The 14426-nt window shown below is 71.7% G+C and carries 14 protein-coding genes; 5 read left to right on the top strand and 9 right to left on the bottom strand.

The window, feature by feature from the left end; all coding sequences use genetic code 11:
• Window positions 1-156 precede the first annotated feature (156 nt).
• Together KUM39_RS15450 and KUM39_RS15445 are read left to right on the top strand one after the other, a co-directional pair.
• Entirely contained in the window at window positions 157-1365 is a 1209-nt protein-coding gene (locus KUM39_RS15450; RefSeq protein WP_217786212.1) for a nucleotide sugar dehydrogenase, read from the top strand.
• 194 nt (window positions 1366-1559) lie between these two features.
• Window positions 1560-2183: a hypothetical protein gene (locus tag KUM39_RS15445; protein ID WP_217786211.1), complete on the top strand. Its 624-nt coding sequence runs from the start codon at window positions 1560-1562 to the stop codon at window positions 2181-2183.
• A gap of 72 nt (window positions 2184-2255) precedes the next feature.
• Here the strand turns inward: KUM39_RS15445 and KUM39_RS15440 are convergent, their stop codons facing one another.
• The 4 genes from KUM39_RS15440 to KUM39_RS15425 form a co-directional block, all read right to left on the bottom strand.
• A complete protein-coding gene (locus KUM39_RS15440) occupies window positions 2256-3380 on the bottom strand; it encodes a GuaB3 family IMP dehydrogenase-related protein (protein ID WP_217786210.1) in 1125 nt (374 codons plus the stop codon).
• A 126-nt stretch (window positions 3381-3506) separates the two neighbouring features.
• A complete protein-coding gene (gene guaB / locus KUM39_RS15435) occupies window positions 3507-5012 on the bottom strand; it encodes an IMP dehydrogenase (protein ID WP_217786209.1) in 1506 nt (501 codons plus the stop codon).
• Between the two features lie 166 nt (window positions 5013-5178).
• Window positions 5179-5766, bottom strand: coding sequence for a sigma-70 family RNA polymerase sigma factor (locus tag KUM39_RS15430; RefSeq protein WP_217786208.1), 588 nt, complete (start codon window positions 5764-5766; stop codon window positions 5179-5181).
• A 569-nt stretch (window positions 5767-6335) separates the two neighbouring features.
• Window positions 6336-6947, bottom strand: a complete 612-nt coding sequence (locus KUM39_RS15425) for a response regulator transcription factor (RefSeq protein WP_003948568.1) — start codon at window positions 6945-6947, stop codon at window positions 6336-6338.
• A gap of 382 nt (window positions 6948-7329) precedes the next feature.
• Between KUM39_RS15425 and KUM39_RS15420 the strand changes: the two genes are divergently transcribed.
• Window positions 7330-7665, top strand: coding sequence for a WhiB family transcriptional regulator (locus KUM39_RS15420; protein ID WP_217786207.1), 336 nt, complete (start codon window positions 7330-7332; stop codon window positions 7663-7665).
• A gap of 134 nt (window positions 7666-7799) precedes the next feature.
• On the opposite strand, the gene KUM39_RS15415 is transcribed toward KUM39_RS15420, so the two are convergent.
• Window positions 7800-8720 (bottom strand): LysR family transcriptional regulator, encoded by a 921-nt coding sequence (locus KUM39_RS15415; protein ID WP_217786206.1) that lies wholly within the window; start codon window positions 8718-8720, stop codon window positions 7800-7802.
• Between the two features lie 273 nt (window positions 8721-8993).
• Here KUM39_RS15415 and KUM39_RS15410 point away from each other — a divergent pair, with 273 nt between their 5' ends.
• Window positions 8994-9662: an MOSC domain-containing protein gene (locus KUM39_RS15410; protein WP_217786205.1), complete on the top strand. Its 669-nt coding sequence runs from the start codon at window positions 8994-8996 to the stop codon at window positions 9660-9662.
• 51 nt (window positions 9663-9713) lie between these two features.
• Window positions 9714-10487 (top strand): SDR family NAD(P)-dependent oxidoreductase, encoded by a 774-nt coding sequence (locus KUM39_RS15405; protein WP_217786204.1) that lies wholly within the window; start codon window positions 9714-9716, stop codon window positions 10485-10487.
• Window positions 10488-10627: 140 nt separating this feature from the next.
• On the opposite strand, the gene groL is transcribed toward KUM39_RS15405, so the two are convergent.
• From groL to KUM39_RS15385, 4 genes are all read right to left on the bottom strand, one after another.
• Window positions 10628-12253, bottom strand: a complete 1626-nt coding sequence (groL, locus tag KUM39_RS15400) for a chaperonin GroEL (RefSeq protein WP_217786203.1) — start codon at window positions 12251-12253, stop codon at window positions 10628-10630.
• Between the two features lie 124 nt (window positions 12254-12377).
• On the bottom strand, window positions 12378-12686 hold the full coding sequence (groES, locus tag KUM39_RS15395; RefSeq protein WP_046426823.1) for a co-chaperone GroES: 309 nt from the start codon (window positions 12684-12686) through the stop codon (window positions 12378-12380).
• Window positions 12687-12909: 223 nt separating this feature from the next.
• A complete protein-coding gene (locus tag KUM39_RS15390) occupies window positions 12910-13668 on the bottom strand; it encodes a polysaccharide deacetylase family protein (RefSeq protein ID WP_246620192.1) in 759 nt (252 codons plus the stop codon).
• A gap of 101 nt (window positions 13669-13769) precedes the next feature.
• On the bottom strand, window positions 13770-14426 hold a 657-nt coding region (locus KUM39_RS15385; protein WP_217786202.1), incomplete at its 5' end, for a polysaccharide deacetylase family protein.

Raw genomic sequence — 14426 nt, 5'->3', positions numbered from 1 at the left:
ACCTGGGGAAAACCCGCGCGCTACCCCCGAAGACACACGAACACAATCCCACATAACGGTCATATTTACTCCTAGTGTGACAGTGCGCTCGTACATGCTGCCCACAGCGGTTGCGCATCCGCGCCGCTTCGGCTACTGGGAAGGACGGCACACGCCATGCCCGCCGATCTCGCCGTCATCGGACTCGGTCCCTACGGTCTGCCGCTCGCCCAGGCCGCCGTCGCCGCCGGCATCCCCACCCTCGGCTGGGCCACCGGCCCGGAGACGGGCGGGCTGAGCCAGCCGGAGCTGCGCCGGATGCGCACCGCCGGGTTCCGGCCGCTCACCGACCCCGCACAACTCGGCCGCGTCCGTACCGCCGTGATCTGCGCGCCCACCCCGCGCGGCGCCGACGGCCGCACCGACCTCGGCCAGATCGAGAAGGCCGCCCGCACCCTCGCCGGGGTGCTCCGCCCGCACACCACGGTCATCCTGGAGTCGCCCGTACTCCCCGGCACCACCGAGGAGTTCCTGCGCCCCCTGCTGGAGGAGGGCTCCGGACTGCGCGCCGGGCGCGACTTCCACCTCGCGCACGCCCCCACCCGCATCGACCCCGGCAACCGCGACCGCACCCCGGCCGGGACCCCCCGGGTCATCGGCGGCCTCACCCCCGCCTGCACCGAGTCCGCCGCCGCCTTCTACGGACGGCTCACCGACAAGGTCGTCCGGGCGCGCGGGCTGCGCGAGGCGGAGACCGTGCACCTGCTGGAGACCAACTACCGGCACGTCAACATCGCCCTGGTCAACGAGATGGCCGTGCTCTGCCACGAGTGGAACGTGGACCTCTGGGACGTCATCCGCTGTGCGGAGACCAAGCCCTACGGCTTCCAGGCGTTCCGGCCCGGCCCCGGCGTCGGCGGCCACGGACTCCCGCAGGACCTCTCCGGGCGCGCGGGCGGCTCACTGCGCATGGTCGAACTGGCCGAACAGGTCAACCGGCGCATGCCCCGCTACGTCGTGCAGCGCGCCGCCGCCCTCCTCAACGAGCACGGCAAGTCGGCGCGCGGCGCCCGCGTCCTGCTGCTCGGCGTCACGTACAAGCCCGACGTCGCCGACCTCCAGGGCACCCCGGCCCGCGAGATCGCCCTGAACCTGATGGAACTCGGCGCCTCGGTCAGCTACCACGACCCGCTGGTGCCGTCCTGGAACATCCTCGACCACCCGGTCCCGCGCGCCGACTCCTTCTACGAGGCGGCGGCCGACGCCGACCTGACGATCCTGCTCCAGCACCACCGCACCTACGACCTCCAGGGCCTCTCCGTGAAGGCCCAACTCCTGCTGGACACCAGGGGAGCGACTCCGACGGGCGCGGCGCACCGGCTCTGAAGGACCCTGGGCGCTCCCGCGCGGGGCGCGTCCGCACCGGCCACGAAGGCGATACGGCAACGGCGTTGTCGGCGGCGGCTGTTAGTCTCCCCCGGACCCGCGACGCTCAGGGGATGCGGAGCGGTTCATCGACACCGATCCGTCTTCTTCATCCAGCGGTCCGCAACGGCACCGCGCCGGGGGGAAATTCCGTCATGAGCGACTCCGTCACGCCACCGCACCAGCAGCCCGTCCCCGTGGACGGCAACCCGTACGCCACCAAGGACGCCACGTCCACCCCGGCGGCCCCGGCGGCCCCGGCCGCACCGGCCGCACCGGCCGCACCGGCCGCACCGGCCGCACCCCAGGCGCCGTACCCGCCGCAGCCCGGCGCGTTCGCGCCGCCGGTCGTGCCGGTGCCGACGCCCGTGCCCGTGCGCAACAACTTCCTTCTCGGCGCGGTCGCGGCCGTGGTCGCCGCCCTGGTGGCCGGTGGACTGTACGGCGTGATCATCGGCACCACCGAGCGCGAGATCGGCTGGGCGGCCATCGGCGTGGGCTTCCTGATCGGCTGGGCCGCGGGCAGGGCGGGCGGGCGCAACTCCGCGCTCCCGGTGCTGAGCCTGGTGCTGGCGCTCGGTTCGGTCTACGCCGGGCAGCTCGTCGGGGACGCGATGATCATCGCCAAGAAGGTCGGGCGGGACTTCTCCACGGTGATGTTCGACCACTTCGACGTCGTCCAGCAGGTGTGGCGGGACGACGCCGACCCGATGACCTTCCTCTTCCTGGGCGTGGCCGCGTTCCTCGCGTTCGGGAACACCCGCAAGGCCGCTTCCTGAACCACCGCACCCGCGCATGACGAGGGGCCCGGCCGAATCGATCGGCCGGGCCCCTCGTCGCGGGGGTCCGCGTCAGCGGCGGTGCTGGCTGTCCGCCACCGTGACCTCGACCCGCTGGAACTCCTTGAGCTCGCTGTAGCCGGTGGTGGCCATCGCGCGGCGCAGGGCGCCGAAGAAGTTCATCGAGCCGTCGGGGGTGTGCGACGGCCCCGCGAGGATCTCCTCCAGGGTGCCGACCGTGCCGAGGTCCACCTTCTTGCCGCGCGGCAGCTCCTCGTTGACCGCCTCCATGCCCCAGTGGTGCCCCTTGCCGGGCACGTCGGTGGCGCGGGCGAGCGGGGAGCCGACCATCACGGAGTCGGCGCCGCAGGCGATCGCCTTGGGCAGGTCGCCGGACCAGCCGACCCCGCCGTCCGCGATGACGTGGACGTACCGGCCGCCGGACTCGTCCATGTAGTCGCGGCGGGCGGCGGCCACGTCCGCGACGGCGGTCGCCATCGGCACCTGGATGCCCAGCACGTTGCGCGTGGTGTGCGCGGCGCCGCCGCCGAAGCCGACCAGGACACCCGCCGCGCCGGTGCGCATCAGGTGCAGGGCGGCGGTGTACGTGGCGCAGCCGCCGACGATCACCGGCACGTCCAGCTCGTAGATGAACTGCTTGAGGTTGAGCGGCTCGGCGGCCGAGGAGACGTGCTCGGCGGAGACCGTCGTACCCCGGATGACGAAGATGTCCACACCCGCGTCCACGACCGCCTTGGAGAACTGCGCGGTGCGCTGCGGGGAGAGCGCCGCCGCCGTGACCACGCCGGAGTCGCGCACCTCCTTGATGCGGGCGCCGATCAGCTCCTCCTTGATGGGAGCCGCGTAGATCTCCTGGAGGCGGCGGGTGGCGCGCTCGGCGGGCAGTTCGGCGATCTCGTCCAGCAGCGGCTGCGGGTCCTCGTACCGCGTCCACAGCCCTTCCAGGTTCAGGACGCCGAGGCCGCCCAGCTCACCGATGCGGATGGCGGTGGCCGGGGAGACGACCGAGTCCATCGGGGCGGCGAGGAAGGGCAGGTCGAAGCGGTAGGCGTCGATCTGCCAGGCGATCGAGACCTCCTTCGGGTCCCGCGTACGGCGGCTGGGGACGACGGCGATGTCGTCGAACGCGTACGCCCTGCGGCCACGCTTGCCGCGCCCGATCTCGATCTCAGTCACGTGTTGGCCTTTCCCTGAAGCATTGCGGCGCTCCCAGTATCCCCGACCGGTACGGCGGAGGCGGTCCCCAGGGTGAGCCACCGGGAACCGCCTCCGCCGTACGGCACGCGTGCGCGTGCGCTCAGCTCACGAGCGGCCGCTGTAGTTGGGGGCCTCGACGGTCATCTGGATGTCGTGCGGGTGGCTCTCCTTGAGGCCCGCCGAGGTGATCCGCACGAAGCGGCCGTTGCTCTGCAGCTCGGGCACGGTACGGCCGCCGACGTAGAACATCGACTGGCGCAGACCGCCGACGAGCTGGTGCACCACGGAGGAGAGCGGGCCCCGGTAGGGCACCTGCCCCTCGATGCCCTCGGGGATCAGCTGGTCGTCGGAGGCGACGCCCTCCTGGAAGTACCGGTCCTTGGAGAAGGACTTGCGGTCGCCGCGCGTCTGCATGGCACCCAGCGAACCCATGCCCCGGTACGACTTGAACTGCTTGCCGTTGATGAACATCAGCTCGCCCGGCGACTCGGCGCACCCGGCCAGCAGCGAGCCGAGCATCACGGTGTCGGCGCCCGCGACCAGGGCCTTGGCGATGTCGCCGGAATACTGCAGACCGCCGTCGCCGATGACCGGGACGCCGACCTCCTTGGCGGCGAGCGCGGCCTCGTAGATCGCGGTGACCTGCGGGACGCCGACACCGGCGACCACACGGGTGGTGCAGATGGAACCGGGGCCGACCCCGACCTTGATGCCGTCCGCGCCGGAGTCGAGCAGCGCCTTGGCGCCGTCACGGGTGGCGATGTTGCCGCCGATGACGTCCACCCCGGCGGAGTTGGACTTGATCTTGGCGATCATGTCCCCGACCAGCCGGGAGTGCCCGTGGGCGGTGTCCACGACGATGAAATCGACGCCCGCCTCGACCAGTGCCTGGGCGCGCTCGTAGGAGTCACCGGCCACCCCGACGGCCGCGCCGACCAGCAGCCGCCCCTCGGCGTCCTTGGCCGCGTTCGGGTACTGCTCGGCCTTGACGAAGTCCTTGACGGTGATGAGGCCCTTGAGGACGCCCGCGTCGTCCACCAGCGGCAGCTTCTCGATCTTGTGCTTGCGCAGCAGCGCCATCGCCTCGGCGCCGGAGATGCCGACCTTGCCGGTGACCAGCGGCATCGGCGTCATGACCTCGCGCACCCGGCGGTTGCGGTCGGTCTCGAACGCCATGTCGCGGTTGGTGACGATGCCGAGCAGCTTCTTGTCGGCGTCCGTCACCGGGGTGCCGCTGATCCGGAACCGCGCGCACAGCTCGTCGGCCTCGGCGAGCGTGGCGTCGGGGTGGATGGTGATGGGGTCCGTGACCATGCCGGACTCGGAGCGCTTGACCAGATCGACCTGGTTGGCCTGGTCCTGGATGGAGAGGTTGCGGTGCAGCACGCCCACGCCGCCCTGCCGGGCCATCGCGATGGCCATGCGGGACTCGGTCACCTTGTCCATCGCGGCGGACAGCAGCGGGATGTTGACCCGCACGTTCCGGGAGACGTACGAGGCGGTGTCGATCTCGTCGGGCGCCATGTCCGACGCGCCCGGCAGCAGCAGCACGTCGTCGTAGGTCAGCCCGAGCGAGGCGAACTTGTCGGGCACTCCGACGTTTGCAGACATGACACCTTCCCCAATGGCCTTGATCGGTGCGGATGTCCATGCTAACGGGAATCGCACCTGGCGAATTCCACTGTCCACAGGCGCTCACACTTCGTACGTTCGTACGTCGATACGACTGCGAACGGTCACCGGGACCGATGGGGAGGGCTCCCGCGCGGGGGGGGGGCTACTGCTCGGCGAGCGCGCGCAGCCTGCTCAGCGCGCGGTGCTGCGCGACCCGGACGGCACCGGGTGACATTCCCAACATCTGGCCGGTCTCCTCGGCGGTGAGGCCCACCGCGATCCGCAGCACCAGCAGTTCGCGCTGGTTCTCCGGGAGATTGGCCAGCAGCTTCTTCGCCCAGGCCGCGTCACTGCTGAGCAGCGCGCGCTCCTCCGGGCCGAGGGAGTCGTCGGGGCGCTCCGGCATCTCGTCGGAGGGCACGACGGTCGAGCCGGGATGGCGCATGGCGGCCCGCTGGAGGTCGGCGACCTTGTGCGAGGCGATGGCGAAGACGAACGCCTCGAAGGGGCGTCCGGTGTCGCGGTAGCGCGGCAGGGCGAGCAGGACGGCCACGCAGACCTCCTGCGCGAGGTCCTCCACGAAGTGCCGGGCGTCGCCGGGCAGCCGGGACAGCCGGGTGCGGCAGTACCGCAGCGCGAGCGGATGGACATGGGCGAGCAGATCGTGCGTGGCCTGCTCGTCCCCCTCGACGGCGCGGTGCACCAGGGCACCGATCGGTCCGGTCGCCGGACCTGGCTCGTCGTCGCGCATCGGACCATCGTGCCCTGTGGGCGTACGGTCCACCGCATCACGGTCGTGGTTGTGCACCGAAGCGTTATGAGCAGGTGCGCCGGCACTCATCCCCTGCGCCCTCCCCTTCCGCTCGACCGACTCGTCCCCGAGAGACTCCACATCTCAAGGATGCGGCATCCGCGCCGAAACGAGCAGCGGTCGTCGGCGGAGCCGGCTCGCGCGGCTCGGCACGGATGCGTCCGTTTCCCGCCGTGGCACCCGCTCCACGGACCCCTGCCGCCCCCGCGGTGTCCCGCGGGAGCGGATTCCCCGACCGCCGGGGCGGTCCGAAACGCCAGGTCGGCGCGGGTGCGGATGATCTCAGCGGCTCACCGCACCGCCCGTCGGGGCGCCCGGCGCCGTCCACCGCGATCCGGTCCCGCCCTCCGCCCGCACCGCCCGGAGGGCGGACACCCGTCCGGCCGTAGCGGCCGGTCCGAGCGCGGGAGACGGGCGGACCCCAGGGCACCGAAACCGGATCGGCGGCGGGACGTGTCCGCGCCGCCCCGCCCCTCCGGACGGGGGGCGGGACATCGAGCGGAAGCGCCCTAGCGGACCAGGCCCCAGCGGAAGCCGAGCGCCACCGCGTGGGCGCGGTCCGAGGCGCCGAGCTTCTTGAACAGCCGCCGGGCGTGGGTCTTCACGGTGTCCTCGGAGAGGAACAGCTCGCGGCCGATCTCGGCGTTGGAGCGGCCGTGGCTCATGCCTTCGAGCACCTGGATCTCACGTGCGGTGAGGGTGGGTGCGGCGCCCATCTCGGCCGAGCGGAGCCGACGCGGGGCGAGCCGCCACGTCGGATCGGCGAGGGCCTGGGTGACCGTGGCCCGCAGTTCGGCGCGCGAGGCGTCCTTGTGCAGATAGCCGCGGGCCCCGGCGGCGACCGCGAGGGCCACGCCGTCCAGGTCCTCGGCGACGGTCAGCATGATGATGCGCGCACCGGGGTCGGCGGAGAGCAGCCGACGCACGGTCTCGACACCGCCCAGGCCGGGCATGCGCACATCCATGAGAATGAGGTCGGAGCGGTCGGCGCCCCAGCGGCGGAGGACTTCCTCGCCGTTGGCCGCCGTGGTCACACGCTCGACGCCGGGCACGGTCGCCACCGCGCGGCGCAGCGCCTCTCGGGCGAGCGGGGAGTCGTCACAGACGAGGACGGATGTCATGACCGCCCTCCGCAGCTGATGCGCGTCACCTTGAGCCTCCAGGCTGGTACGGAATCGTCACCTGTGCGGTCGAACCGTCTCGGACGCCTGCCCGAGCACTCGTGGCTTCAACCGCCTCCGCACTCTCAACGACGGTCACTCGAAAGAGTTACGGCCCCGCGTGCCGACTTCGGCACTCTACGTGGTGGCACCGACACGGTGCAGACATGCCCGGCGGACCCACGACTTTTCATCACAACCGCTGCCCCATTTAGTCGTTTTTGCTCCCATTTCTCAGTGTCTGGAGCTAGATTCGCAATGAGTCATATTTTCATCTCCTTAGACCGGAGATGTACGGTCGATGGCACCGTATCCGCCCAGAACGGCTACAAGGGGTCACGTAATGGCAGATTTCTCCCGCCTTCCCGGACCGAACGCGGACCTGTGGGACTGGCAACTGCTCGCGGCCTGCCGCGGAGTGGACAGCTCGCTGTTCTTCCACCCGGAGGGCGAGCGCGGGGCGGCCCGGAGCGCCCGTGAGAACTCGGCCAAGGAGGTCTGCATGAGGTGCCCGGTCCGTGCGGAGTGCGCGGCGCACGCCCTGGCGGTGCGCGAGCCGTACGGAGTGTGGGGCGGACTCACCGAGGACGAGCGCGAGGAGCTGATGGGGCGGGCCCGTAACCGCCTCGTGTCGGCCACGGCGTCGGCGGCCGGGGCGAACGCCGGTCACGACGCGTGAAGGAACGTTTTTGCGATAACTGACGGGCGTACGCGGCCGTACGCCCACGAGAACCAGGAGGCCGACCCCGGCACGGACCCCGGCACACAGCCGCACCCCCCGCGTCACCGGATCACCCGCCCGTCATCCGTGCCCTACCCGGGTGCGTCTTGGCGTCCCGTCTGCCGTTCGGCCGCGCGGGCCAGCTGTTTCAGCGTGGCCGCGACGGCCGGGACGCCCGCCAGGTCGGGCAGGGTGAGGGCGACGATCCGGCGCCGTACGACGGGTTCGAGCGCGATCGCGCGCACCCCGCGCGGCCGGACCGACTCCACCGCGAGCTGGGGCAGGACGGCGACGCCGAGACCGGCGCCGACCAGCCCTATCACCGCCGGATGGTCGTCGGTGGCGAAGTCGATGCGGGGGGTGAATCCGGCGCTCTCGCAGACCTCGACCAGCTGGCGGCGGCAGCGCGGGCAGCCCGCGATCCAGGGGTCGGCGGCGAGTTCGCCGATGCCGACGGACCCGGCGCGGGCGAGCGGGTGCCGCTCCGGGACCAGCGCGACCAGCCGGTCCGTGAGCAGCGGCCGGACGACCAGGTCGTCCCACTCCTCGGTGGCGGCGCCCTCGTAGCGGAAGGCGAGGGCGATGTCGCAGTCGCCCTCGCGCAGCAGCTCGACGGAGCGGGGCGGCTCGGCCTCCTCCAGCGAGACGCGGGTGCCGGGGTGGGCGGCCCGCAGGGCGGCGAGGGCGGCCGGGACCAGGGTGGAGCTGCCGCTCGGGAACGAGACCAGCCGGACCCGCCCCGCCCTGAGGCCCGCGATGGCGGCTACCTCCTCCTCGGCGGCGGTGAGCCCGGCGAGGATGCCGGAGGCGTGCCTGACCAGGGCTTCTCCGGCCTGGGTCAGCCGCATCTCCCGTCCGCCGCGCACCAGCAGCGGGGTGCCGACCGAGCTTTCCAGGGCCTTCATCTGCTGGCTCACCGCGGGCTGGGTGCAGCCCAGTTCGCGCCCGGCCGCCGAGAAGGAGCCGGTGGCGGCGACGGCGCGCAGGACACGGAGATGACGGGCCTCGATCACCTTTCGAGCATAAGCCTGCCTTGGAGTCTTCACCCCGTTCGGTGCGAGAGCTTTGAGGGGGGAGGGTGCCGGGGGGCCGGTGGGGGACGGCCCGAAGGTGATGGGCGGGACGGGATGGGACGGGCGGGACGGGATGGGCGGGGCGAGACGGGCGGGGCGGGACGGGGTGCCGCCGGGGGTAGGCCCGATGGGGCGTCCGGGGGCTTGCCGGAGGGAAGATCCGGGGGTCTTTCCCCTGCCGTGCGCCGGACGGGGTCCCGTACCGTGCTGGACATGAAGGTGCTCTCGCTCAATCTCGGCGGCCCGCGTCCCGTGCCGTACACCGACCATCCGCAGGGGGTGACCGCTATGGACAAGCGGCCGGTGGACGGGCCGGTGCGGGTGACGGCGCCCGGACCGAAGGGGACCGGGGGCAGCGGGCTCGCCGGGGACGCGGTCTGCGACCTGCGGCACCACGGCGGCGACGACCAGGCGGTGTACGCCTACGCCCGCGAGGACCTGGACGGCTGGGAACGCGAGCTGGGACGGCCGCTGCCGAACGGCTGCTTCGGGGAGAACCTGACGACCGAGGGCCTGGAGGTGTCCGGCGCGCTGATCGGGGAGCGCTGGCGGGTGGGTCCGGAACTGGTCCTTGAGGTGACCTCGGGGCGGATTCCGTGCCGTACGTTCCAGGGCCATCTGGCCGAACGGGGCTGGGTGAAGAGGTTCACCCGGAAGGCGGCGGCCGGTGCCTACCTGCGGGTGATCACGCCGGGCGAGATCCGGGCGGGCGACCCGATCGAGGTCGTGCACCGGCCCGGCCACGGGATCACGGCGGCGCTCCAGTTCAGAGCGGTCACCACCGAGCGGGAGCTGCTGTCCAGACTGCCGGAGGCGGGGGACGCGCTGCACCCGGAGGCGCTGGCGAAGGCCCGCAAGTACGTGATGGACCAGGTGCGCTGAGGACCCGTCACGCGGCGAAATACGGCGGTCGCGGGTCACTACCCTTGGGCCATGACAACGGCTCTGATCACAGGATCGACGGCGGGGATCGGCGCCGCCTTCGCGCGGCGGCTGGCGGCGGACGGGCACGACCTGGTGCTGGTCGCGCGGGACACCGGGCGGCTGCGCGAGCAGGCCACCGAGTTGCACGACCGGCACGGTGTCGAGGTGGAGGTGCTCTCCGCCGACCTCGCGGAGGACACGGGCATCGAGACGGTGACCGAACGGCTCGCCGACCGCAGGCGCCCCGTGGACCTGCTGGTCAACAACGCCGGGTTCGGCAACAAGGGCCGCTACCTGGATGTCGCCATGTCCGACGAGCTGCGCATGCTGAAGGTGCACTGCGAGGCGGTGCTCCGGCTGACCTCGGCGGCGGCGGAGGCGATGCGGGAGCGCGGGCGCGGGGGTGTGGTGAACGTGGCCTCGGTCGCGGCCTTCGTCCCGCGCGGCACGTACGGCGCATCGAAGGCGTGGGTGGTGCAGTTCACCCAGGGCGCCGCGAAGGACCTCGCGGGCACCGGGGTCCGCCTGATGGCGCTGTGCCCCGGCTTCGTGCGCACCGAGTTCCACGAGCGGGCCGGGATGGGCACCGACAACATCCCCGGCTGGATGTGGCTCGACGCCGACAAACTCGTCGCCGCCGCCCTCACCGACCTCGCCCGCGGCCGTACGGTCTCCGTCCCCGACCCCCGCTACAAGGCCCTGATGGGCGTGGTGAAGCTGACCCCGCGGGGCCTGCTGGGCGGGGTGACGTCCCGGACGGGGCGGAAGTTCGGGCCGCAGTAGGCGCTTTCACGGCACCGGACACCGACCGGGAACGGGCCGGACGCGGGGCCGGGAACACCGGAGGCCCGGCGCCCTCCGGAGAGGGGCCGGGCCTCGGGCCGCCGACGGCGCGTCGGCGGGTGTGGCCTGCTGACCGTGGGTCAGTGGGAGTGGCCGTGGGAGTGGCCCGCGGCCTCGGCCGGCTCCTCTTCCTTCTTCTCGACGACCAGGGTCTCGGTCGTGAGCAGGAGGGAGGCGATGGAGGCGGCGTTCTCCAGGGCGGAGCGGGTGACCTTGACCGGGTCGATGACACCGGCCTTGACCAGGTCGCCGTACTCGCCGGAGGCGGCGTTGTAGCCGTTGCCCTTGTCCAGCTCGGCGACCTTGGAGACGATGACGTAGCCCTCGAGGCCGGCGTTCTCGGCGATCCAGCGCAGCGGCTCGACGGCGGCGCGGCGGACGACCGCGACACCGGTGGCCTCGTCGCCGGTCTTGTCGAGGTTGCCCTCCAGGACCTTCACGGCGTGGACGAGCGCGGAGCCGCCACCGGAGACGATGCCCTCCTCGACCGCGGCGCGGGTCGCGGAGATGGCGTCCTCCAGACGGTGCTTCTTCTCCTTCAGCTCCACCTCGGTGGCGGCGCCGACCTTGATCACGCACACGCCGCCGGCCAGCTTCGCCAGGCGCTCCTGGAGCTTCTCGCGGTCCCAGTCCGAGTCGGTGTTCTCGATCTCGGCCTTGATCTGGGCGACGCGGCCCTGGACATCGCCGGAGTTGCCGCCGCCGTCCACGATCGTGGTGTCGTCCTTGGTGACCGTGACGCGGCGGGCGGTGCCCAGCACGTCCAGACCGGCCTGGTCGAGCTTGAGGCCGACCTCCTCGGAGATGACGGTCGCACCGGTGAGGGTGGCGATGTCCTGGAGCATGGCCTTGCGGCGGTCGCCGAAGCCGGGGGCCTTCACCGCGACGGCGTTGAAGGTGCCGCGGATCTTGTTGACGACCAGGGTGGACAGCGCCTCGCCGTCCACGTCCTCGGCGACGATCAGCAGCGGCTTGGACGCACCGGCCTGGATGACCTTCTCCAGCAGCGGCAGCAGGTCCTGGATGGAGCTGATCTTGCCCTGGGTGATCAGGATGTACGGGTCGTCGAGGACGGCCTCCATGCGCTCCTGGTCGGTGACGAAGTACGGGGACAGGTAGCCCTTGTCGAAGGCCATGCCCTCGGTGAAGTCCAGCTCCAGACCGAAGGTGTTGGACTCCTCGACGGTGATGACACCGTCCTTGCCGACCTTGTCCATCGCCTCGGCGATCAGCTCGCCGACCTGCTGGTCCTGGGCGGACAGCGCGGCCACGGCGGCGATGTCGGACTTCTCATCGATCGGGCGGGCCGAGGCGAGCAGTTCCTCGGAGACGGCTTTGACGGCGGCGTCGATGCCCTTCTTCAGCGAGGCGGGAGAGGCACCCGCGGCGACGTTCCTCAGACCCTCGCGCACCAGCGCCTGGGCGAGCACGGTGGCGGTGGTGGTGCCGTCGCCCGCGATGTCGTTGGTCTTGGTCGCCACCTCCTTCACCAGCTGCGCGCCGAGGTTCTCGTACGGGTCGTCGAGCTCGACCTCACGGGCGATCGTGACACCGTCGTTGGTGATGGTGGGGGCGCCGAACTTCTTGTCGATGACGACGTTGCGACCCTTGGGGCCGATCGTCACCTTGACCGTGTCGGCCAGCTTGTTGACGCCGCGCTCAAGGGCGCGACGGGCGTCCTCGTCGAACTTCAGGATCTTCGCCATGACAGCGGGGCCCTCTCGGAAATCTATGGGTGGAAAAAAACACCGCGCCCCTGGGCGCCCGGTTTCCTGTGTGGTCTCGGGGGGCCAGGGGCGCGGTGGAAGGCACCGGTGGTGCCTGAGGTGACTACTTCTCGATGATCGCGAGCACGTCGCGGGCCGAGAGGACGAGGAACTCCTCGCCGTTGTACTTCACCTCGGTGCCGCCGTACTTGCTGTAGAGCACGACGTCGCCGACCTTGACGTCGAGCGGCAGGCGCTCGCCGTTCTCGAAGCGACCCGGACCGACGGCGAGGACAGCACCCTCCTGGGGCTTCTCCTTCGCGGTGTCCGGGATGACCAGGCCGGAGGCCGTGGTCTGCTCGGCGTCGAGCGGCTGGACCACGATGCGGTCCTCAAGCGGCTTGATGGCAACCTTGGAGCTGGCGGTCGTCACGATCCGACCTCCCCCTTCGGAGATCTCACGGGGTTAACTGTCTGAGGTGGCGACCGGTGGTCCCGTCGTCGCGGGTGCCGGAACTGCCCGTCGCTGTTTGGCACTCTCATCTGCCGAGTGCCAGAGCCGAGACTATGGCCGCGATTAGCACTCGGTCAAGCGGAGTGCCAATGCAGTACGGCGCGTCGTGCGCCGGAGCCCGTCCGGCGGGCCCGCGCCGCCCTCAGAGGTAGTCCTCCAGGCGGCCCACCGTCAGCCCCTCCGCCTGCACCCGGCGCAGCAGCCGCACGGTGCGGTCTCGGAGCGGGGCGCCGACCGCGCCGTCGGGTCCCATCTGCACGATGTCGCCGGGCCGCAGCCGCTGTTCGCCGTGCGCGAAGGCGAGCCCGCCGCCGGTGAGCGCGGCGCGCCAGAGCACCAGCGCGGAGATCCCGCAGTCGGCGGCGGCGCGCAGGGTGGTGGTGTCGTACCTGCCGTAGGGCGGCCGGAGCAGCCGGGGGCGCAGGCCGAAACGGGCCCTGAGCTTGTCCTGCTGGCCGCAGATCTCGGCGCGCTGCCCGGCGTACGGCAGTCCGCGCAGCGCGGCGTGGTCGAAGGTGTGGTTCTCGATCTGGGCGCCGACCGCGCGCAGCGCCGCGAAGTGGCCGTAGCCGGGGCCGACGACGCCGTCGGTGAGGAACAGGCTGACCGGGAGCCGCAGTTCGCGGACCATGTCCACGAACTCGGTGTCGCGTTCGGCGCCGTCGTCGTAGGTGAGGAAGACGACCCGGTCGGCGGTGTCCACGTGGTCCAGCACGCGCGGGGCGGCGGCGGTGTGCGCGGCGGGTCCGGCGGCCGGGCGGCCGGGCGGGGCGGCGAGCGGCGCGGCCAGGCCCCAGCGGCGGTAGGCGTCCTCGGGCGCGGGCGGCCGTACCCCCTGGGCCGCCCGTCGGCCGAGACGTTCGATGGGATCGACCGACTGGGCGCAGCCCGCGAGCAGCAGGGCCGGGGCGAGGACGGCGGCGACGGCGGCCGTGGCCGCCCGCTTCCGTCCCCGGCTCCCGGCCCGGCGGGGCGCCGGTGGGCGCGGCCGATCCCGGCGGATCACAGGTAGTCCTCCAGGCGGGCCACGGCGAAGCCTTCACCGGTCACCTTGTCGAGGAAGCGCCGCATGTCGTCCACCATCGTGCCGTCCCAGTCGGACGTGCCCCGGAAGTGCGTGAGGACGATGTCGCCGTTGCGGATGCGCTTGTCGTCCTCGCGGTACTCCCAGTGGTCCACGTACACCTCCTCGTTCCAGATGGGGGCGTACTTGATCCCGCAGGACTTGGCGGCGCGCAGGGTGTCCTGGTTGTAGTTGCCGTACGGCGGGCGCAGGACCTTCGGGCGCTTGCCGAACTGCTTCTCCATGATGTCCTGCATGTCGCAGATCTCGTGCCGCTGCTCGTCGTAGGAGAGGGCGGGCAGGTAGGGGTGGTGCAGGGTGTGGTTGTCCAGGGTGTTGCCGTAGGACTGGGCCTTGCGGAAGTACCCGTAGTCGTCCTTGACGAGGTAGTTGCTGAGGAACGAGGTGTACGGCACCTTCAGGTCCCGCATCATCTGGAGGAACCGGGGGTCCTTCTCGGAGCCGTCGTCGATGGTGAGGAAGACGATCCGCTGCTTGGTGGGGACGGTGGTGAAGACCGGGGGGAGGTCCTCGTCCTCCTGGTGGTCCACCTCGAAGCCGTCGCGGGCGTGGATCTCGGGCTTGACGGCGGGCGG

Source organism: Streptomyces corallincola (assembly GCF_019104725.1).
GTDB lineage: Bacteria > Actinomycetota > Actinomycetes > Streptomycetales > Streptomycetaceae > Streptomyces > Streptomyces corallincola.
The sequence above is the reverse complement of the archived record's forward strand: the minus strand, read 5'-3'. Positions and strand labels throughout refer to the sequence as shown.